The 18,519-nt window shown below is 69.4% G+C and carries 18 protein-coding genes; 11 read left to right on the forward strand and 7 right to left on the reverse strand.

Features of this window, described 5'->3' with window-relative positions:
• Positions 1 to 11 precede the first annotated feature (11 nt).
• The 3 genes from LQZ85_RS06565 to LQZ85_RS06575 all read right to left on the reverse strand — a co-directional run bounded on the left by LQZ85_RS06565 (position 12) and on the right by LQZ85_RS06575 (position 3,261).
• Positions 12 to 1,073 (reverse strand): winged helix DNA-binding domain-containing protein, encoded by a 1,062-nt coding sequence (locus tag LQZ85_RS06565; RefSeq protein WP_056277829.1) that lies wholly within the window; start codon positions 1,071 to 1,073, stop codon positions 12 to 14.
• A gap of 36 nt (positions 1,074 to 1,109) precedes the next feature.
• The gene (locus LQZ85_RS06570; RefSeq protein ID WP_056277826.1) at positions 1,110 to 2,558 is read right to left on the reverse strand and encodes a glyceraldehyde-3-phosphate dehydrogenase; all 1,449 of its coding nucleotides are present in this window, start codon (positions 2,556 to 2,558) and stop codon (positions 1,110 to 1,112) included.
• Positions 2,559 to 2,721: 163 nt separating this feature from the next.
• Entirely contained in the window at positions 2,722 to 3,261 is a 540-nt protein-coding gene (locus tag LQZ85_RS06575; RefSeq protein WP_056277822.1) for a hypothetical protein, read from the reverse strand.
• Between the two features lie 58 nt (positions 3,262 to 3,319).
• Between LQZ85_RS06575 and LQZ85_RS06580 the strand changes: the two genes are divergently transcribed.
• Together LQZ85_RS06580 and LQZ85_RS06585 are read left to right on the forward strand one after the other, a co-directional pair.
• Positions 3,320 to 3,913, forward strand: a complete 594-nt coding sequence (locus tag LQZ85_RS06580) for a TetR/AcrR family transcriptional regulator (RefSeq protein WP_230100684.1) — start codon at positions 3,320 to 3,322, stop codon at positions 3,911 to 3,913.
• Positions 3,914 to 4,065: 152 nt separating this feature from the next.
• Positions 4,066 to 6,045 (forward strand): primary-amine oxidase, encoded by a 1,980-nt coding sequence (locus LQZ85_RS06585; RefSeq protein WP_056277818.1) that lies wholly within the window; start codon positions 4,066 to 4,068, stop codon positions 6,043 to 6,045.
• A gap of 79 nt (positions 6,046 to 6,124) precedes the next feature.
• Here LQZ85_RS06585 and murQ read toward each other — a convergent pair whose 3' ends face one another.
• Both murQ and LQZ85_RS06595 read right to left on the reverse strand, forming a co-directional pair.
• Complete coding sequence (gene murQ, locus LQZ85_RS06590; RefSeq protein ID WP_056277815.1) at positions 6,125 to 7,060, reverse strand: N-acetylmuramic acid 6-phosphate etherase; 936 nt, start codon at positions 7,058 to 7,060, stop codon at positions 6,125 to 6,127.
• A complete protein-coding gene (locus tag LQZ85_RS06595; RefSeq protein ID WP_056277812.1) occupies positions 7,050 to 8,000 on the reverse strand; it encodes a BadF/BadG/BcrA/BcrD ATPase family protein in 951 nt (316 codons plus the stop codon). The genes murQ and LQZ85_RS06595 overlap by 11 nt, the downstream gene beginning before the upstream one ends.
• A 79-nt stretch (positions 8,001 to 8,079) precedes the next feature.
• On the opposite strand from LQZ85_RS06595, the gene LQZ85_RS06600 reads away from it, so the two are divergent.
• Positions 8,080 to 8,934 (forward strand): MurR/RpiR family transcriptional regulator, encoded by an 855-nt coding sequence (locus LQZ85_RS06600; RefSeq protein ID WP_056277809.1) that lies wholly within the window; start codon positions 8,080 to 8,082, stop codon positions 8,932 to 8,934.
• Positions 8,935 to 8,944: 10 nt separating this feature from the next.
• On the opposite strand, the gene LQZ85_RS06605 is transcribed toward LQZ85_RS06600, so the two are convergent.
• On the reverse strand, positions 8,945 to 10,087 hold the full coding sequence (locus LQZ85_RS06605) for a DUF998 domain-containing protein (RefSeq protein ID WP_056277805.1): 1,143 nt from the start codon (positions 10,085 to 10,087) through the stop codon (positions 8,945 to 8,947).
• 112 nt (positions 10,088 to 10,199) lie between these two features.
• Here LQZ85_RS06605 and LQZ85_RS06610 point away from each other — a divergent pair, with 112 nt between their 5' ends.
• Entirely contained in the window at positions 10,200 to 11,156 is a 957-nt protein-coding gene (locus LQZ85_RS06610) for a helix-turn-helix domain-containing protein (protein WP_053095460.1), read from the forward strand.
• 25 nt (positions 11,157 to 11,181) lie between these two features.
• On the opposite strand, the gene LQZ85_RS06615 is transcribed toward LQZ85_RS06610, so the two are convergent.
• The gene (locus LQZ85_RS06615; RefSeq protein ID WP_230100685.1) at positions 11,182 to 11,574 is read right to left on the reverse strand and encodes a hypothetical protein; all 393 of its coding nucleotides are present in this window, start codon (positions 11,572 to 11,574) and stop codon (positions 11,182 to 11,184) included.
• A 218-nt stretch (positions 11,575 to 11,792) separates the two neighbouring features.
• Here LQZ85_RS06615 and LQZ85_RS06620 point away from each other — a divergent pair, with 218 nt between their 5' ends.
• The 7 genes from LQZ85_RS06620 to LQZ85_RS06650 all read left to right on the forward strand — a co-directional run bounded on the left by LQZ85_RS06620 (position 11,793) and on the right by LQZ85_RS06650 (position 18,288).
• Positions 11,793 to 12,584 (forward strand): MoaF C-terminal domain-containing protein, encoded by a 792-nt coding sequence (locus LQZ85_RS06620; RefSeq protein ID WP_056277798.1) that lies wholly within the window; start codon positions 11,793 to 11,795, stop codon positions 12,582 to 12,584.
• Positions 12,585 to 12,615: 31 nt separating this feature from the next.
• Positions 12,616 to 13,005 (forward strand): nuclear transport factor 2 family protein, encoded by a 390-nt coding sequence (locus LQZ85_RS06625; protein WP_056277795.1) that lies wholly within the window; start codon positions 12,616 to 12,618, stop codon positions 13,003 to 13,005.
• A 36-nt stretch (positions 13,006 to 13,041) separates the two neighbouring features.
• Entirely contained in the window at positions 13,042 to 14,211 is a 1,170-nt protein-coding gene (locus LQZ85_RS06630) for an ABC transporter substrate-binding protein (RefSeq protein WP_056277792.1), read from the forward strand.
• 72 nt (positions 14,212 to 14,283) lie between these two features.
• Positions 14,284 to 15,144 carry an inner-membrane translocator gene (locus tag LQZ85_RS06635; protein ID WP_053095455.1) on the forward strand — a complete coding sequence of 287 codons (861 nt, stop codon included), beginning with the start codon at positions 14,284 to 14,286 and terminating at the stop codon, positions 15,142 to 15,144.
• Positions 15,131 to 16,903, forward strand: coding sequence for an ATP-binding cassette domain-containing protein (locus LQZ85_RS06640; RefSeq protein ID WP_056277789.1), 1,773 nt, complete (start codon positions 15,131 to 15,133; stop codon positions 16,901 to 16,903). The genes LQZ85_RS06635 and LQZ85_RS06640 overlap by 14 nt, the downstream gene beginning before the upstream one ends.
• A complete protein-coding gene (locus LQZ85_RS06645) occupies positions 16,900 to 17,592 on the forward strand; it encodes an ATP-binding cassette domain-containing protein (protein ID WP_056277784.1) in 693 nt (230 codons plus the stop codon). Before LQZ85_RS06640 ends, LQZ85_RS06645 begins: the two co-directional genes overlap by 4 nt.
• 45 nt (positions 17,593 to 17,637) lie before the next feature.
• On the forward strand, positions 17,638 to 18,288 hold the full coding sequence (locus tag LQZ85_RS06650) for an HAD-IA family hydrolase (protein WP_053095452.1): 651 nt from the start codon (positions 17,638 to 17,640) through the stop codon (positions 18,286 to 18,288).
• The last annotated feature ends 231 nt before the right edge of the window (positions 18,289 to 18,519 follow it).

The raw sequence follows: 18,519 nt of genomic DNA on the forward strand, positions 1-18,519 counted from the left end.
GACTCGGCGACTCAGCCGTCGAGGAAGCGCGTGAACCGAGCGAGGGCCGCCCGCACCGCCTCGTCGTCGACCGGCCGCGAATCCGGCACTGACTCGAAGAGCTCCGGCGGAGACCCGAGCGAGGCGCTCGCGTGCGTCCAGCATCCGATCACCCGGCCGTCGGCGACGAGCGTCGCCCGCACCATGCCGTTCTTGCCCGGTCCGACGAGAGCGAGATGCTCAGGGGCGCAGACGTCCGTGCGGTCGGCGTAGGAGATGTAGTACTCGTCGAAGGCTCCGAGCGCCCGCACCGCCGGGGCACTCGATGACCGCCGCGGACGAGCGACGCCGACGAACACCCCCTCGTCGACCTCGACCACGCGCGCCGCCGCGCGATCCCGCGCCTCGCGCGCCTGCCCCAGCGTGAGGCCGGACCACCAGGCGAAGTCCGCGACCCCAGCCGGACCGTGCCCGTCGATGTAGCGCACGAAGAGCTCGGCGAGCGGATCGTCGGGCGCCGCATGCTCGCTGATGTGCTGCTCGACGAGCACGAAGCGCTGCTCCCGGCTCACACCATCGCGCGCGACGACCGGACCCTGGCAGATCAGCCCGTCGAGGGTGAGCTCGCTCAGCAGATGGATGCCGCGCTGCCCGGCGGGATCGATGCCGATACCGGCGAACACCTCGAACATCTCGGCCCGCGTGAGTCCTCCGTCGCGCAGACGCGGCACCGCCGCCGCCACGACCGCGGCGACCATCGACGCATCGATCCCGAGATCGCGGCGCCTGCCCGCCGCCTGCTGACGCTGCCGCGCGGCGGTCACCGAGAGCACCCAGCGCAGGTCACGCGCCGGGATGATGTGCAGCGTGCCGCGCATGGTCCACGCGCGCACCAGGTCGCCCCGGGCGAAGGCCCGGTCGACCGCGTGGAGCGGCGGCTCGCCACGGGTGCGCGAAGCCAGGACCCACCGTCCGGCGGTGAAGTCCTGGCTCTGCACCGCGAGCATGTGCGACGCGGCATGCGTCACCGTGCGCGCCGGAGCGCTGAGACGATGCGAGCGGAGCCGCTCGGCGCGCAGAGTCGCGGTCTTCATGCCCTCATCATGCCGGGCACGACCGACATCGCGCACTCACCCGTGCAACGTCACCTCGCGACGTTCCGGCAGCACGATGGGGTGCGAGCCCGCCATGACCTCGAGCACGCGGATCACCTGGCAGGAGTAGCCGTACTCGTTGTCGTACCAGACGTACAGCACGACGTCGCGGTCGTTCGCGATGGTCGCGAGACCGTCGACGATGCCCGCGCGATGCGAGCCGACGAAGTCCGTCGAGACGACCTCGGGGCTCTCGACGTAGTCGATCTGCTGACGCAGCTTCGAGTGCAGCGAGACGCGACGCAGGTAGTCGTTCAGCTCGTCCTTGACCGCGGGGCGCTCGAGGCCCAGGTGCAGCACGGCCAGCGAGACGTCGGGGGTCGGCACGCGGATCGCAGAGCCGGTGAGCTTGCCCTCGAGCTCGGGCAGCGCGCGCGCGACGGCCTTGGCCGCCCCCGTCTCGGTGATCACCATGTTGAGCACGGCCGAGCGGCCGCGACGATCGCCGCTGTGGAAGTTGTCGATCAGGTTCTGGTCGTTGGTGAACGAGTGCACAGTCTCGACGTGCCCGCGCACGATCCCGTAGGCCTCATCGATCGCCTTGAGCACGGGGGTGATGGCGTTCGTCGTGCAGGAGGCGGCGGTGATGATGCGGTCGTCCGCCTCGATCGTGTCGTCGTTGATCCCGTGCACGATGTTCTTCAGCGCGCCCTTGCCGGGTGCCGTGAGCAGCACGCGAGCGACGCCGGTCGATTCCAGGTGCCGGCTGAGTCCTGCGTCGTCGCGCCAGCGTCCCGTGTTGTCGACGACGATCGCGTCGTGGATGTCGTACGCCGTGTAATCGATCGTCGAGGGGTCGTCCGAATAGATCACCTGGATGCGGGTGCCGTTCGCGATGATCTGGTCGGCGTCCTCATCGACCGTCACGGAGCCTGCGAAGCGGCCGTGCACCGAGTCGCGCAGCAGCAGCGACGCGCGCTTGACGAGATCGTTCTCCGAACCGCGGCGCACGACGATGGCCCGCAGACGCAGGCCACTGCCACCACCCGTGTGCGCGATGAGGATGCGCGCAAGCAGGCGCCCGATGCGTCCGAAGCCGTAGAGCACGACATCGGTGGGGGCCGCTGCGACCGCTCCGACCGCCGGCGCGAGCGCCTCGGCGAGATAGGCGTCGAGGGGCAGCTCGCTGTCGGAATGACCTGCGGCGAGGCGCGCGAGGTCGAGCGAGGATGCACCGGGGGCGAGTTCGTGGACGCCCTCGAGCACGGCCAGAGTCTCGTCGACGGCGAGTCGCTCATGCCCGAGCTGCGCCACCCTGTCGTGCACCTCGACGATGCCGGTGGCCGACAGACCGAGAAGTCGGTGTCCGTGGAGGGAGGTGACCACATCACGCTCGCGCTTGAGGGCGCCGATGAGCGGGATCATCCGCTCGGCCAGCTCTTCTCTCGCCGTCCAGTCGTCGTGGGGTGCAGCGGTTACGTTCATCTGCGTCCTTGCATGTGTGAGCGCGCCGAGGTCGCCGGCGCGCGAGATTGCCGGGTGAGCTTCGGGGGATGCCTCCAGGGTACGCGCCGGGCGCGAGGGTTCTGAAATCAGAGGCCACGCGCTGCCCCGACCGGCCTCGGTGGCGGATCCGACTGGCCGGCCGTCAGAACCCGAGGCACATGACGGAGACTCCCGCCGCCATCGCCCACGACTCGACCGCGAGCAGGCGGGCGGTACGCCCCTGATGCACGGGGACGAGCACCCACTCGGCGACGACCGTCCAGAGCACGACGCCGATGACGCCGACGATCACGAGCGCCGAGAGGAGCCCGCCGAGCCCATGCCCACCGTGGGCCCCGACCTCGGCCGCCCCCGCCATCGCCTGGCCCGTCGACAGGCTCTCGAACGAGCAGATCGCCATGACGAGCGACACCAGTGCACGGTGACAGCAGGTGGCGGCCGCGGGCGTTCCACGCACGCCCGCCGTGCCGAGCATCGCGGAGACGAGGAGCACGAGTGCGGCCACCAGGCCGATCAGCGGATCGCCACCGCTCACCGCGATCACGATCATCGCCGCTGCCATGATCAGGGCGCTCTGCCTCCCCTGCCACGGCACAGCCCGCCAGACGGCGATGCACGCAACGGCCGAGACGACGGCGGCGAGCGCCATCAGCCACGGTGCTGCGGGGAGGACGTGATCCACACACGCATCATATTGATCAATCGCTCAAAATAGCGAGACCCATGGCTCATGCACCAGGATGGGGCATGTGCCCCGCGTCGTAGACCACGATGAGCGCCGCCGGCAGATCGCCGAGGCGCTGCTCGCCGTCGCCGCTCGCGACGGACATGAAGCGGTGTCGTCTCGCGCGGTCGCCAAAGAGCTCGGTGTCGCCACCGGCTCTCTCTGGCACTACTTCGACGGATTCGACGACGTCGTGCGTGCAGCCGCTGTGGAGATCACCCGACGCACCGACGAGCGCATCCGGTCGGTGACGACCGGGCTCCGCGGGCTGAGCAGACTCGACGCCCTCATGCGGGAGGTCCTCCCCGTCGACGCGGAGACGCGCACGGAAGCGTATGTCGTCGTCGGATTCTGGGGGCGCCTCGCGACTCTCGCCTCAGACCCGGACGCCGGCTCCCCCACTCGCGCGACCTGGCAGAACGGCATCAGCGAAGCCATCGACGAAGCGGTCGCCGACGGCGAGCTGTCCCCCACCACGCCGAAGCACGCGGTGATGTCGCTGCTCCGTTCGATCACCTACGGACAGCAGGTGCTGGAGGTCACCGAGCCCCGTGGCGCGGACGCTCACCTCGCGGTGCTCGACAGCATCCTCGCGCCCTGGCGCGCCTGAGTCACTGCCACACCCCGCACGCTCGCGCCACCTGCCAGCCGCGCACGCTCACTCGGCCTGCTGACGATGTGCTCTTGTGCGCCTCGTCGCGCCGTCGTACCATCGACCCAATCCGTTTATTGAGCGAACGCTCGAAATAGTGAGGTACGCCGATGTCCCACCCCCAGCCCGTCACCATCGACAAGATCGCCGCGCCGCACCCACTCGACCCCCTCACCGGCGAGGAGATCGCGGCGGCCCGAGCCGTGCTCGAGTCCGCCGGACTGCTCGGCGAGACCGTCCGCGTGCCGATGCTGCTGCCCGATGAGCCCACCAAGGAGGAACTCGCCGCATGGAGGCCGGGCGCCCCCATCGATCGCCGCATCGACGCGACCCTGCTCGACACCGCGACCGGCGTCGCGAGCGAAGTCGTCGTCTCGATCACCCGCGGCGAGGTGCTGCGCGCCGAGCGGGTCCCCAACGATGCGCCACCCTACGGCCAGCCCCAGTACCTCTTCGAGGAGTACGAGCGCGCTGAGGCGATCGCGAAGGCGTCACCAGAATGGCAGGCGGCGATGACGCGCCGAGGGCTCGCCGCGCACATGGCTCTCGCGTTCTGCGGACCGCTCGCACCCGGGTACACCGGCCGCGCCGATGAGGTGGGCCGCCGGGTCATCCGCTCTCTCACCTTCCTCAAATACGACGAGCACGACTCCCCCTGGGCGCATCCCGTCGAAGGGCTGGTCGTGCACATCGACCTCACGACGAACAGCGTGATCCGCATCGACGACGAGGGCGACGTGCCTGTGCCGGCGGGCCACGGAAACTACTACCCCGAGGTGCAGGGCGCCGCGCGCACCTCGCTCAAGCCGATCGAGATCACGCAGCCGGAAGGCCCCAGCTTCGCCGTCAGCGGCTCGCTCGTCGAGTGGGAGAACTGGTCGATGCGGGTGAGCTTCAACGCTCGCGAGGGTCTCGTGCTGCACGACGTCAGGTTCGACGGACGGTCGGTGCTCAATCGGGCGAGCGTGCCCGAGATGGTCGTGCCCTACGGCGACACCGCACCCGGGCGCTTCTGGATCAGCTACTTCGACGCCGGCGAGTACCTTCTCGGCAAGAACGCGAACCACCTCGAGCTCGGCTGCGACTGCCTGGGGGTGATCCGCTACCTCGACGGCTATGTCGCCGATGACCACGGCCATCCGGTGCGCATCCCGAACGTGGTGTGCATGCACGAGGAGGACTACGGCATCCTCTGGAAGCACACCGACCTCGCCGGCCGCTCGGACGTGCGCCGCTCGCGCCGCTTCGTGGTGTCGTACTTCTCGACGATCGGCAACTACGACTACGGGTTCTACTGGCACTTCTCCCTCGACGGCTCGATCGAGGTCGTCGCCAAGGCCACCGGGATCGTGTTCGCCGGCGCCGGCGAACCGGGGGTGCGGCAGAAGCACGCCACCGAGCTCGCGCCGGGCGTCTTCGCGCCGGTGCACCAGCACCTGTTCTGCGCACGGCTCGATGTCGCCGTCGACGGCGAGGAGAACCGTCTGGTCGAGATCGACGCGCAGCGCATCCCGATGGGGCCGGACAACCCGTTCGGCAACGCCTTCACGTGGTCGGAGACTCCGTTGCTCTCCGAGGGCGGGGCGCAGCGGGAGGCGGACACCTCGGTCGCGCGCGCGTGGGAGGTGCAGAGCACCACTCGGACGAACCACGTCGGCCGCCCCACGGCCTATCACCTGATCCCGGAGCCCACCGCTCTGCTGATGGCCGACCCCGCGTCATCCGTCGCCGCGCGTGCGGCGTTCGCGACCAAGCATCTCTGGGCCACCCGCCATGAACACGGGCAGATCTGGCCGGCCGGCCGGTATCCGAACGCGCACCAGGGAGGCTCCGGCCTGCCGGAGTACTCGGCGGGCGACCGTTCGCTCGACGGCGAGGACATCGTGCTGTGGCACACCTTCGGACTCACGCACTTCCCGCGCCCCGAGGACTGGCCGATCATGCCGGTCGACTATGCCGGATTCTGGTTCAAGCCGAACGGCTTCCTCGATCAGAACCCCGCGATGGATGTTCCTGAGTCGTCTCAGGCGCACGTCACCGAGGACGCCGGATGCTGCGGAGGTGGCGAGGGCTGCACCTGCTCCCATTGAGCCGCGGCGTCGGCCTCGGCGGTCGACGCGGCGTCGTCATCGGGAACGCCCTGGCGGAAGCACGCGGCGAAGGTACCCCTCACGACAGTGCGGCGATCGCGACACGGAGGATGCCGTCGGCGCTGTCGAGCGCGTGGGCCGAGGCTTCTGCGGACGCCCCCGTGGCGACCATCAGGATCGCGAGCTTGACCGATCCCCCCGCCGCATCCAGGGCGGCGGAAGCCTGGTCGACCTCTGCGCCGGTGAGCTCCGTCACGGTGCGGATCGAGCGCGCGCGCAGCTTCTCGTTCGTCGCCTGAAGATCGACCATCACGCCGTGATAGGTCTTGCCGAGCTTGATCATCGACAGCGTGGTGAGCATGTTCACGACGAGCTTCTGGGCTGTTCCCGACTTCAGACGCGTCGATCCCGAGATGAACTCGGGCCCCGTGACCACCTCGATCGCGATCTCGGCGACCGCACCGATCTCGGATGCCGGATTCGAGGCGATCGCCACGGTGAGCGCGCCGACTCCCCGAGCGAACTCCAGACCGCCGACGACGTACGGGGTGCGACCCGACGCCGAGATCCCGACGACGGCGTCGCGCTCGGTGAGGCCGAGCTCGCGCAGCGAGGCCGCTGCCGCCGCGTCGTCGTCCTCGGCATTCTCGACCGCCGACCGGATGGCCGTCTCGCCTCCGGCGATCAGCCCCACCACCATCGAGGGGTCGGTGCCGAAGGTCGGCGGGCATTCGCTCGCGTCGAGAACTCCGACGCGGCCTGCGGTGCCCGCCCCGAGATAGATGAGTCGTCCGCCGGCGCGGAAGCGGGCGGTGATGCCGTCGACCGCCGCGGCGATCTCCGCACTCCGCTCGCCGACGGCCGCCGGCACACGATGATCTTCCGCGTTCATGCGCCGCACGAGCTCATCGGTGTCGAGCAGATCGAGGTCGCCGCGATCGGTCGTCGACGCCTCGGTGCCGAGCGTCGAGAGGACGTCGAGGAGCGCGGTCAGTCTGGCGTGTTCATTCGGCACGATGCACGAACCTTTCGTGGGGAAGATCGGTGCGCTCCGCGAGCAGGAGCGCACCGTCGAGGGCATCGCCGGAGGAGACGACGACCGTGCGGTCAGCGGCGCGGAGCGCCTGGGCGAGCGACGAGCGGAACCAGACGTGGTCGGTGAGCCCTCCGTGCAGGGCGACCTCGCGACTGCTCGAGGACGCCGCGATCGCCGACGCGACGAGCAGGCGGATGCCCTCGGCGGCGATGTCCGCGGAGACGGCGTCGCCGCTCTGCGCCGCATCGAGGAGCAGCGGCGCCAGAGTCGCGAGACGGCGAGGCACCGGCCCGTCCATGGAGATCCAGGCGGGAACCGCGGTGGGCTCGCCGATCGTCGCCGCGACCGCATCGGTGAGCACGGTCTCGACCGCGAGCCCGACCGAGGCGCGCAGGACGGCACGCAGCGCCTCGCGCCCGAACCAGGATCCGCTGCCGAGGTCTCCCAGCTCGGGACCCCACCCGTCGACCAGCGTCGCCACCTCGCCGTCGATGCCGAGGGCCGCAGCGCCCGTTCCGGCGATCAGCAGTACGCCCGCACCGCCCCCGAGCGATCCGGCATGAGCGGACACCACGTCGGAGGTCACCGCGACGGGCACGTGAAAGGCATCGGCGAGGACGGCGGCGAGCTCTGATGCGGCCTCGGGGGCGGCCCAGGCTCCGGCCGCACCCACGGAGACCGCGGAGATCTGTGCATCGAGATGATCTCTCATCGGCAGAATCGCGGCGAGAGCTGCGTCGACGCCGCCTGCGGCCGCGAGCCCGGGAGCCCCGATCCCGTCGTACACGGGACACCGGGGCACTCGACGCTCATCGGCGGCAGAGACGACGCCAGAGTCGACGCCGGATGATTCGGCGATCACGGCCCGGCAGCGCGACTTGCCGAGGTCGACGGCGACGAGAGCATGCGAAGAGGGCATGGAAATAGTCTACGCACGAGCATCCGATCATGAAAGAATTGTTCACACGCCCGAAATCCCCCTCTGACGCAGGAGAGCCATGAGCATCCAGACGACGATCGCCTCGGCCGCCGAGAAGCTGCCGCCGTCGCTGGCCCGCATCGCTCGGACGATCGCCGATGATCCCACCATCGTCGTCGACAGCACGATCACCGAGATCGCGGCGAGGTGCGACACGTCGGTCGCCTCGGTCGTCCGCTTCTGCCGCACCATCGGCGTGAACGGCTACGCCGCGCTGCGGATGGCGCTGGCCACAGAGCTCGGTCGCGAATCCGTGCAGTTCCCCGCGGCATCCGGTTTCGGATCCGAGATCTCCGCGGCCGACACCCTGCGGGAGGCGACCGCGAAGGTCGCCGCACTCGAGCTGCTGGCCATCGAGGAGACCGTCGCGAACCTCGACTACGACGAGCTCGCGGCCGCGGTCGAGGCGATCGACGACGCCGACCGCGTCCTGCTCTTCGGGATCGGCGCGAGCGGACAGGCGGCTGCGGATCTCGGCCGCAAGCTGCTCCGCATCGGACATGCGGCGATCGTCCTGACGGACGCGCACGAGGCGAGCGCCGCCGCATCGCTCGGAGCGAGGAAGACCGTGGCGATCGGGTTCTCCCACTCGGGAACGACCCGCGAGACCGTGCACTTCCTCCAGACGGCACGGGCGGCATCCGGCACCACGATCGGCGTCACGGGTGGGCCGGCCTCGCCGCTCGCCGAGAACTGCGACCACGCCCTGCTCACGCGGGCGCGTGAGCCTCGCCTCCGCGCGGGCGCGATGGTGAGCCGCATCGCGCAGCTCGCACTGGTGGACTGCCTGTTCGTCGGCGTCGCCCAGCGCCGGCACGCGCACACCGTCCATGCGCTGCAGCGCACGGCGGATGCCACGCAGCCGCTGCGCTGAGGACCGACGCTCAGGCCGGGGTCGGACCGGGCCGCTGCCCCGCGTGCACGGACCCGGCGGGGTGCGCTGATGCGGCGGGGTGCACCGATCCTGCGGTCCGGAGGAACACGATGATCCAGCTGAAGATCAGCACCGCCGCGATCAGCTCGACCGCCGTGAGGTTGTAGTAGCCGACGGCGAAGAACACGCCGAGCAGCACGATCACGAGCACGTAGATCCACCCGAGCACCACGAACACCCGTGGGATCGTGCGCACGAACCAGGGCAGCCCGACGACGATCACGGCGAACGCGACGGTCATCCCGGTGGCGACGGTGTTGTGCACGAGGAAGAACTCGTCGACCGGGAAGATCCCGACGCACGCGAGGAAGATCCCGATCAGGATCAGCCCGCCTCGCACCACGCGCCGTCCGCGACGATCGACGTGGTCGTCGACCGGCAGCCCCGCCGTGGCATAGCGGGCGATCGTCGTCACCAGGACCCCGGCGATGATCAACGTCGCGTTGAACGCCAGAGACGCGCTGTTGCTGCTCATCCCCAGCGCCGACAGGTTGTCCTGCCACCAGTGCACATCGCTGGAGGCGAGCATCGCCGCGAAGGCGCCGACCACGAGGAAGACCGCCAGGACGAGGGAGAGCACCATCGGCGTGAGCGCCACCGCGCTCAGGAACGTCACATAGGCGGTGAGAGCGAACGCGACGGCCACCAGGATCGCCCCGGGGAAGGCGAACACCGGGGCGTCGGTGAAGCTGCGATCGAGCAGTTCGGCGATTCCGAGCCATCCGAGGTACGCGATCGCGGCGTGCGCGAAGGCGATGGCGGCCAGGTCGTACCAGCGCAGCCGATCCCCGGGGACGCTGAATCCATCGCGGGCGCCGTCCGGCGCGACCGCCGCCGGTCGCACGACGAGACGCCCGAGCGCGAACGCCAGGACGGCGGTGATCGCGCCGCCGTAGGCGGCGAACGCGCCGATCGAGCCGGTGCCGCTGATCGCCATCTCCTGACCCCAGAAGACCGGCCACCCGATGGCGAAGCCGAGCACGAAGAACACCGCCCCGACTATGAGCGCGGTGGCCTCGAAGACCGCATCCGCTGTGTCGGGTCCGCGCAGCTGACGCAGGACCTGCATGACCCTCTCGCCGACATATCGCATCACTGGCCTCCGCCCACATCATAGAAGCCTCGCCCTCCGGACCGCGCCGGTGATAGCATCACGGCACGGATCGTATACAACGTCGTCGTTCCACCACCCGAGGTGATCAGTCATGAACGGTGCACTCGCCGCCCCCGCCGAATCGGTGTCGACGCTCGTCGCGCGCAACATCAGCGAGTTCCGGGCCGCCGTCTCGGAGTCCTTCGTGCCGCTCCAGGTGTCGACGGCCGGGCCCGACCACTTCCGCGGGATCATCCGCGGCGCCTCGGTCGACGAGGTGCACGTCAACGAGGTGCGCGCCACCTCGCACGTCGTCGAGCGGACACCCGAGCTCATCGCACGCAGCGACCGGTCGTACTTCAAGCTGAGCCTCATGCTCGCCGGCACCGGGATGCTGATCCAGGACGACCGGGAGGCCGTGCTCCAGGCCGGCGATCTCGCCGTCTACGACACCGACCGCCCGTACTCGCTGGTCTTCGACGACGACTTCCGCACGATGGTCGTGATGTTCCCCAAGCACCTGATCAGCCTGCCCTCCGACATGATCGGCCAGCTCACCGCGGTGCGCATCTCGGGTCAGGGTGGCCTCGGCGGAATGGTCGTGCCGTATCTGACGCAGCTCGCCGGCAACCTCGACCAGCTCGCCGGCACGACAGGGGCACGACTGGCGCACAGCGCGCTCGACCTCGTCACGACGGTGTTCACCCGCGAGCTGGGCCTCGACGAGGTGTCGGCCGACCCTCATCGCGCGCTCGTGCAGCGCATCCGCTCGTACATCGACCGCAACCTCGCCTCGACGGATCTCGGACCCGCGACCATCGCATCGGCGCACTTCATCTCGACCCGTCACCTGCACGGCCTGTTCCAGGAGCAGGGCGTGACGGTGTCGACCTGGATCCGCACCCGCCGCCTCGAGCAGTGCCGTCGCGATCTGCTCGACCCGATGCTCGCCGACCGGCCCGTCGCCGCGATCGCGGCCCGATGGGGCTTCGTGGATGCGGCGCACTTCAGCCGCGCGTTCAAGTCGGCGTTCGGCATCTCCCCCAGCGAGTACCGCGCGGCGCACTGAGCGCAGCGCAGCGGGAGAACGTCCGTCAGGGGACGTAGACCGGCGGCGCGAACATCGTGCCGCCGTACAGCATCTGCACGGCGACGAAGCCCGGCAGAGACACGGCCGCCACGAGCGCGAGAGCGAGCATCGCACTGAGAAGCCCCCCGCGGCGTCCTCCGTCCCGGACGGCGAAGAAGGCGCCGATCGCGATCAGGGCGTGGAGCACCAGCACGGGCACGAGGCCGATGGTGAACCCCCAGCCCTCCATCGTCGACCCTGCGGAGACGGCCTTCGGCTGCTCGCTGAACTCCTCCTCGTACGACATCCCGCACCAGACCCACGCGACGGCGAAGAACAGGAGAGCGAAGAAGACGGATGCCGTCCAGGCGACCGCCTTGACCGCCGGCGAGAGGGCGGCCCGGGGTTCTGTTCGCATGACTCATCCTGACACCCGCCCGGAGCCGCGCCGCTGACGCCACGGCGGATTCCCAGGCCCGTCCTTGCTCTGCAGGGCACGCCGGTTGACTGTCGGCGCGCGATGGCGCCGCTTCTCTTGAGCGGATGCCAGGGCGAGCCGGAGCATGAGGCAAGCACACCGCGAGGATGCGGTGCCCGGAGCGAGGACGCTCCGCCGCATGCGACGTCAGGACTCCCATGACCGCTCCCGTCACGACCGATCCCGCACTCGACGAATGGCGCACGTACGACGAGTTCGCCGCCGGGATCGACACCTTCCGACTGCCGAACACCTCGCTGTCGGGCACCGCGCTGACGCTCACGCTCGACGATGGATCCGCGCTGGCGCTGACGTTCGATGCGGTCGCTGTCACCTGGTCAGGACTCGGCGAGTCGGGCACCGACCCGTACGACGCCGTCGCGGTGCGTGACGACGTCATCTTCGTGAACATCCCGATCGAGAGCCGTGAACGCGAAGCGATCACCGTCGTCTATTCGACCTCGACCCACCGGGCCACCGTCGTGCGATCACGCATCGCGCCGGAGGCTGTCGAGGGCACACCGCAGGTCGGTCAGGACTTCTGGGCGGCGACGACCGATGCCGGTCCCGCGACGGGCGAGGTGCCGGGGCCGAGCCGAGACCTCATCGGCAAGCGCAACATCTATCGGTACAGCCCGCACCACCTCTACGAGCACGTCTACATCTCGAGCCGGCGCTACGCCTGGCAGTGCCTCGAGGGCGTGCAGCGGGGCCACGGCGACATGGACCTGTCGACCGTCTGGAAGTTCGCCGACGGCCTCTACCTCTTCTGCTTCCGGGAGTTCCGCATCGCGGTCGCGAGCGTCTGGCTGCACGACCTCGGCTACCAGCTCATGACGACGGGGATCTTCCTCGGCCTCACCGGCGACGGCGCCGCGGAGCACTCCCGCGGCGGCGGTCACATCTATCCGCTCGGGTCCGTCGACTACCCCGACGCCCAGCCCGTCTGACCCCGCGACGAGATCCAGGAGAGGACCTCCCATGAGCAACGCCGACATCATCGCAGCGCATTACGCGGCCAGCGACCGCAGCGACCTCGACGGCATGCTGGCGCCGCTCGCCGACGACGTGAGCTGGACCGAGGCCGCCGGTTTCCCGTACGCCGGCACGTACATCGGGCCGGATGCGGTCGCGGCAGGCGTCTTCCAGCGCATCCAGGACGAGTGGGACGACTACACGGTCGCGATCGACGAGGTCATCGACGGCGGGGACGTGGTCGTCGGCATCGGCACCTACTCGGGCACGTACCGCGCGACCGGCCGATTCTTCGCGGCACGTGTCGCGCATGTCTGGCGCCTGGCCGATCACCGGGTCGTCGCGTTCGAGCAGTTCACCGACACCGAACTGGTCAACCGCGCGCTGCGCGACTGACCGCAGCACGACAAGCACACGAGAGGCAGGAATCACATGAACAAGCGAGTATCCGGCACTGCGGCGCTCATCGCCGTGGCAGCCCTCACTCTGGCAGGTTGCGCCAGCGGAGACGGCAGCGGAGGTGGCGGCGACGCCCCGATCGTCGTCGGCTCCGTGAACACGATCAGCGGTCCGGCGACGTTCCCCGAGGCGTCGCAGGCGGCGGCGGCGGTGTTCGACGCCTTCAACGAGGCCGGAGGCCTCGACGGACGCACCATCGAGTACAAGACCCTCGACGACAAGGGCGACCCGGCCACAGCCACCGCGTCAGCCCGAGAGCTCGTCGGCAGCGACGGGGCCGTCGCGCTGGTCGGATCAGCGAGCCTGATCGAGTGCGAGATCAACGCGAAGTACTACGAGCAGGAGGAGATCCTCTCGCTGCCCGGCATCGGAGTCGATACCGGCTGCTTCGCGAGCGACAACATCTCCCCCGCCAACGTCGGTCCGTTCAACGACATGACCCTCACGCTGCAGTACGGCTCGGAGGTGCTCGGACTCGACGACATCTGCATCCTGCTGGAGATCGCAGGATCCACCCGACCCACCTACCAGGCGGCGATCGACAAGTGGACCGAGATCACGGGCAAGGAGCCGAAGTACGTCGACGACACCGTGCCGTACGGCGCCTCGGACTACACGCCCTACATCGTGAAGGCCCGCGAACAGGGCTGTAAGGCGCTCGCGATCAACCCCGTCGAGCCCGACGCGATCGGCCAGGTCAAGGCCGCGAACGCGCAGGGTTGGGACGACGTGACCTGGCTCTATCTGACGAGCGTCTACAGCGAGAACTTCGCGGATGCGATCGATGACGCCGGGGCCGGCATCTACGTGCCCGCCGAGTTCTACCCGTTCACGGACGACGACGAGATCAACACCGACTGGCGGGAGCTGATGGAGGCCAACGACATCCCCCTCACCTCATTCAGCCAGGGCGGATACCTCGCCGCGACCTACTTCATCGAGGTGCTCGAGGGCATGGACGGCGACATCACCCGCGAGACGGTCACCGAGGCGCTGCGCGGAATGGATCCCATCGAGAACCCCATGGTCGGAACGCCCTACGCCTTCGGCACGCAGAACACCGCGGGATGGCCGATCATCCTCGAATCCGGCACGAACGCCTGGGAGAAGGTCGCCGACGACTGGCTCCGCATCGGCGAGTAGCCGCCCTTCACCTGCCGCCGAGCGCATTCTCGGCGGCAGGTCCTCTCCCCCTCACACCAGAAAGGACGCCTCATGCTGCAAGGCGCCATCGCCGGTCTCGCCGCCGGCGGTCTCTATGCGGTCCTCGGAGTGTGCCTGACCCTGATGTCGCGCCTCGTGCGGGTCGTCAACTTCGCCCAGGCCGCGACCGGGATGTTCGGCGCCTTCAGCGCCGTGTGGTTCGTCAGCGAACTGGGGGTGCCGATCTGGCTCGGCTCCGTGCTCGGCGTCGTCGTCGGCGGGGCGCTCTCCGCCACCATCGGGTGGATCGCCGCGACCTGGCTCTCCGAGGCCTCCACCACCACTCGCTCCGCGATGACCGTCGGTCCGCTTCTCCTGCTCATCTCGATGTCGTTCATCCTGTTCGGCAACAAACCGCAGCCGTTCACCCCGATCATCGCGGGCCCCGCCTTCTCGTTCGGGGGCGTGGTGATCAGTCAGGTCACCGTCGCCACCGTCGCCATGGCGGTCGTCACGGCGGTCGTGGTGCGGATCGTGCTGCGCCGGACGAGAGTGGGCACGCAGCTGCGCGCGCTCTCCGAGCGCCCCACCACCGCCGAGCTGCTCGGCATCCGTTCCCGTCCGCTCTCCATCGCGGTGTGGTTCGTGACCGGTGTGATCAGCGCGATCGCCATCATGATCGTGGCGCCGTCGCAGTCGAACGACGCGACCAGCCTCGCGATGCTCATCGTCCCCGCCGCAGCCGCTGCGCTGCTCGGCGGCTTCCGCCGTCTCGACCTCGCCGTCGTCGGCGGAGTCGTACTGGGCGTTCTGGGAGGGCTCGTCGCGCAGATCGACGAGGTCGCGCTCGTGCGCAACTTCCTCCCGTTCCTGTTCATCGTCGTCCTGCTCCTGTGGACGCAGCGCAAGGAGGTGTGGGATGCCGCTCGCTGACCGTCCCTGGTTCCGTCTGTCCTGGCCCCTCGCCGTCGCCGCCGCGGCGGTCGGACTGGGTGCCATTCTGAGCGCGGCGCTTCCGGGCTACTTCGTGTTCCTCGCGATCAGCGCAGTCGTCGCGGCCATCGCGATCCTGGGACTGGGCATCGTCACGGGCTCCGCCGGCATGATCGCGCTGTGCCAGCTCACGTTCGCCGCCGTGGGCGCCTGGATCGTCTCGCTGCTCAACGTCATGCAGGCGCCGGGCGGCTTCGTCGTCTGGCTCCTCCTCGGCGGCATTGCCGCCGGTCTTGTGGGCATCCTCGTCGGGCTCCCCGCGCTGCGGCTGCGCGGCGTCAACCTCGCGGTCGTCACGCTCGGCTTCGCTGCGGCGGCGGATGTCACCCTCGTGCAGATCCAGTTCCCCGGGTCCGCCGACGGCACGGCTGTCGAGCGCCCGACGCTGTTCTCGAACGATCGCGAGTTCTTCTTCCTCTCGGTCGTGGTGCTCGCCCTCTGCGCGCTGGGAGTCTTCTTCCTGCAGCGCGGACGGTGGGGCTCGAGCTGGAAGGCGGTCGCCTTCTCGGAACGCGGCACCGCGGCTGCAGGGCAGAGCGTGCAGAGCGCCAAGCTCACCGCGTTCGCCGTCTCGGCTGCGCTGGGAGGCATCGCCGGAGGACTCCTCGCCGGCCAGGTGCAGCTTCCGTTCGCATCGAGCTTCACCCCGTTGCAGTCGCTGGCGCTCTACGTCCTCGCCGTCATGTCGGGGGCCCATCTGATCGACATGGCGATCCTCGGCGGCATCCTCTGGGTGCTCGTGCCCGAGCTGCTGAAGCGCTGGGGCGTGCCGCAGGACTGGGCGTTCGTGGTCTTCGGCGTGCTGGGCGTGCAGGCGCTCACCAGCGGGACCAACCTCGGTCAGGGCATCCGCAATCTCATCTGGAAGCGCGCGGATCGCAGGACCGCCTCGGCGAAGCTGACCGCGTTGCCTCCCGATGCGGATGCCGAGGATCGAGCGATCACGACAACGACCACCGCGACGGTCGATGAGCGCGCGCTCGATGGTGCACCGGTGCTCACTGTCGACGGACTCACGGTGCAGTTCGGTGCTCTCACAGCGTTGGACGATGTGTCGTTCCAGGTGCCGGCGGCGTCGATCATGGGCCTGATCGGTCCGAACGGGGCAGGCAAGTCGACGTTCGTGGATGCGATCAGCGGGTTCCTGCCGAAGCACGGCGGTCGAGTACTGCTCGGAGATCGCGATCTGGCCGGCCTGTCTCCGACGCGTCGCGCCCGGCTCGGGCTGCGCAGGACCTTCCAGCAGGACAGGGTCCCGCCGTCGCTCACAGTCGGCGCGTACGTGAGGTTCGTCGCTCGACGCCGACTCGCCGCATCCGACATCGATGAGGTTCTCGAGTTCTTCGGATGCCCGCCGGCGGGTGCGCGCCTGTCGAGCGTCGACGTCGGCACCCGGCGACTCGTCGAGGTCGCGGCGAACGTGATCTCTCGTCCGCGGCTGCTGATCCTCGACGAGCCCGCGGCCGGCCTGTCGCACGATGAGCACCTGGCTCTCGCCGCGCGTCTGCGCGAGCTGCCGGCCCGGTTCGGCGTGGCATTGATCATCATCGAGCACGACCTCGATCTCGTGCGCTCGGTGTGCCCGACGCTGACTGTGCTCGACTTCGGTCGAGTGCTCGCGAGCGGTCCGCAGGCCGAGGTGCTCGCGAACCCGGAGGTCGTGAAGGCGTACATGGGAGAGACGGAGCTGCTGAAGTGAGCGAACTGGTGCTGGACGGGGTGACGGTCAGCCGGGGCGCGGGGCCGGTGATCTCGGATGTGTCGCTGACCGTGCGCGGAGGCGAGGTGCTGGCGCTCGTCGGACCGAACGGGGCCGGCAAGACCAGTCTGATCGAATCGGTGTCGGGGGTGACCCCGCACTCCGCGGGATCGATGATGCTCGACGGCGAGCCGCTCGACAAGCTGTCCCGGGTGTCGAGAGCGCGGCGCGGCATCGTGCACATCGAGCAGGGGCGAGCGGTGTTCCCATCGCTGACCGTGCGCGAGAACATCTCGCTCACCGCGCGGACGCCTGCGGAACAGGATGCGGCGCTCGCGCAGTTCCCTGAGCTCGAGAAGCGCATCGACTCCCCCACCGCGCTGCTGTCGGGTGGCGAGCAGCAGATGGTGGTGCTGGCACGTGCCTTCGCCGCGAAGCCGCGGATCCTGTTGATCGATGAGATGTCGCTCGGTCTCGCGCCTGTCGTGTTCATGCGGCTCATGCCGATCGTGAAGTCGATCGCCGAGTCGGGCGTCGGGGTGCTGCTCGTGGAGCAGTTCACGCAGCTCGCCCTGAGCCTGGCTCGCGAGGCCGTGGTGGTGGCCGGTGGGCGCGTCTCCTTCCAGGGCACCGCCGAGGCGTTGAAGGAGGATTCGCAGCTGCTGCACCGCGCGTACCTCGGTGGGTAGCGCCGTCAGGTCGGGCTTCAGATGCTGCGGCAGTAGCCTGAGGGGATGACCGAGACCATCAGCGCCCGCGCCGTCCTGCTCGACATGGACGGCACTCTCGTCGATTCGACGGCTGTCGTGGAACGGCTCTGGCTGGCGTGGGCCGAGCCCCACGGAATCGCTCCCGAGACTGTCTTGAGCGTCGTGCACGGCCGGCAGGGGCATCAGAGCATGGCGATCATGCTGCCGGAGCGCGACCACGAGATCAACATCCGCGAGAACGCGGTGATGCTCGCGAACGAGAGCAAGGATGTCGATGGCGTCATCCCGATCGAGGGTGCGGATGCCCTGCTCGCCGCCCTGCTCCCCTACCCCCACGCGATCGTCACCTCGGCCGACGTGACGCTGATGAACGCGCGGATGGGCCAGGCCGGCCTGACCGTGCCCGCACTGACGGTCACGGCCGAGAACGTGTCGGCCTCCAAGCCCGACCCCGAGGGCTTCCTGCTGGGTGCGGAGCTGCTCGGCGTCGACCCCGCCGACTGCGTGGTGTTCGAGGACTCGGGCGCCGGCATCCAGGCCGCGCATGCTGCGGGGATGCGGGTCATCGGCGTGGGCGCGCACGCGACGTCTCATCAGCCGACCTTCCATGTCGATGACCTCACCCAGGTGGCCGTCATTCCGACGGCGGACGGTTTCGAGCTCGCGATTCGCTGATGCGCTGATGCGCTGATGCGCTGATGCGCTGCTGCGGTCGCATCGGTGACGCTCACCCGCGTCATCCGGTGCGGGTGAGCGGCGCGGGGAGTGTGAGTCGCGCCACGCTGAGCCTCGGTGTGCGCCATCGTTCGTCGGGATCCCACCATCCCGGTCCCCGCACCTGCGGGACCCCGTCGTCCATGCGGATCTCCCACCCCGAGGTCCCGAGGGATCGGTGGTGCCACCAGC

It is taken from the genome of Microbacterium sp. Bi98, from assembly GCF_918698045.1.
Classification (GTDB): domain Bacteria; phylum Actinomycetota; class Actinomycetes; order Actinomycetales; family Microbacteriaceae; genus Microbacterium.

Coding starts and splice junctions, on each gene's coding strand:
- LQZ85_RS06580 (WP_230100684.1), top strand. CDS start 3,320: ATGGGGCATGTGCCCCGCGTCGTAGACCACGATGAGCGCCGCCGGCAG.
- LQZ85_RS06600 (WP_056277809.1), top strand. CDS start 8,080: ATGAGCATCCAGACGACGATCGCCTCGGCCGCCGAGAAGCTGCCGCCG.
- LQZ85_RS06610 (WP_053095460.1), top strand. CDS start 10,200: ATGAACGGTGCACTCGCCGCCCCCGCCGAATCGGTGTCGACGCTCGTC.
- LQZ85_RS06625 (WP_056277795.1), top strand. CDS start 12,616: ATGAGCAACGCCGACATCATCGCAGCGCATTACGCGGCCAGCGACCGC.
- LQZ85_RS06570 (WP_056277826.1), bottom strand. CDS start 2,558: ATGAACGTAACCGCTGCACCCCACGACGACTGGACGGCGAGAGAAGAG.
- LQZ85_RS06605 (WP_056277805.1), bottom strand. CDS start 10,087: ATGCGATATGTCGGCGAGAGGGTCATGCAGGTCCTGCGTCAGCTGCGC.
- LQZ85_RS06650 (WP_053095452.1), top strand. CDS start 17,638: ATGACCGAGACCATCAGCGCCCGCGCCGTCCTGCTCGACATGGACGGC.
- LQZ85_RS06565 (WP_056277829.1), bottom strand. CDS start 1,073: ATGAAGACCGCGACTCTGCGCGCCGAGCGGCTCCGCTCGCATCGTCTC.
- LQZ85_RS06615 (WP_230100685.1), bottom strand. CDS start 11,574: ATGCGAACAGAACCCCGGGCCGCCCTCTCGCCGGCGGTCAAGGCGGTC.
- LQZ85_RS06620 (WP_056277798.1), top strand. CDS start 11,793: ATGACCGCTCCCGTCACGACCGATCCCGCACTCGACGAATGGCGCACG.
- LQZ85_RS06630 (WP_056277792.1), top strand. CDS start 13,042: ATGAACAAGCGAGTATCCGGCACTGCGGCGCTCATCGCCGTGGCAGCC.
- LQZ85_RS06585 (WP_056277818.1), top strand. CDS start 4,066: ATGTCCCACCCCCAGCCCGTCACCATCGACAAGATCGCCGCGCCGCAC.
- LQZ85_RS06595 (WP_056277812.1), bottom strand. CDS start 8,000: ATGCCCTCTTCGCATGCTCTCGTCGCCGTCGACCTCGGCAAGTCGCGC.
- LQZ85_RS06640 (WP_056277789.1), top strand. CDS start 15,131: ATGCCGCTCGCTGACCGTCCCTGGTTCCGTCTGTCCTGGCCCCTCGCC.
- LQZ85_RS06635 (WP_053095455.1), top strand. CDS start 14,284: ATGCTGCAAGGCGCCATCGCCGGTCTCGCCGCCGGCGGTCTCTATGCG.